The organism is Heliobacterium chlorum (genome assembly GCF_014502795.1).
GTDB classification, from domain to species: Bacteria; Bacillota; Desulfitobacteriia; order Heliobacteriales; family Heliobacteriaceae; genus Heliobacterium; species Heliobacterium chlorum.
Genome location: NZ_JACVHF010000201.1, coordinates 1 through 340 on the forward strand (window position 1 = coordinate 1; position 340 = coordinate 340).

1 protein-coding gene is annotated in these 340 nt (G+C 58.5%); it reads left to right on the forward strand.

The window, feature by feature from the left end; translation table 11 throughout:
• Window positions 1–203: 203 nt before the first annotated feature.
• A partial coding sequence (locus H1S01_RS22725; RefSeq protein ID WP_423751954.1) for a SpoVR family protein occupies window positions 204–340 on the forward strand: 137 nt, incomplete at its 3' end.

Genomic DNA, 340 nt, shown 5'->3' on the forward strand with positions numbered 1-340 from the left:
GTACAACCAAGTGGCAGAAGCCTTTTCCGACGCGTTCGCCCAACAGCAGTTGGTCAGCGCCGGAGACATCTACCCAGTGTTCCGCGAGCTTTTCCAGCGGCGCATGACCAGCTGAGGTGTGCAGCATGAAGCGACAGCCCATTTCCACCGGCTCGGAATGGACCTTCGACCTGATTCGGCAGTACGACCGATAGATCGGCCGAATAGCCGAACCTTACGCGATGGACACCTATCCGAACCAGATCGAGGTAATTACCGCCGAGCAGATGATGGACGCCTATGCCTCGGTCGGCATGCCGCTCGGTTACCACCACTGGTCCTACGGCAAGCAGTTCCTGCA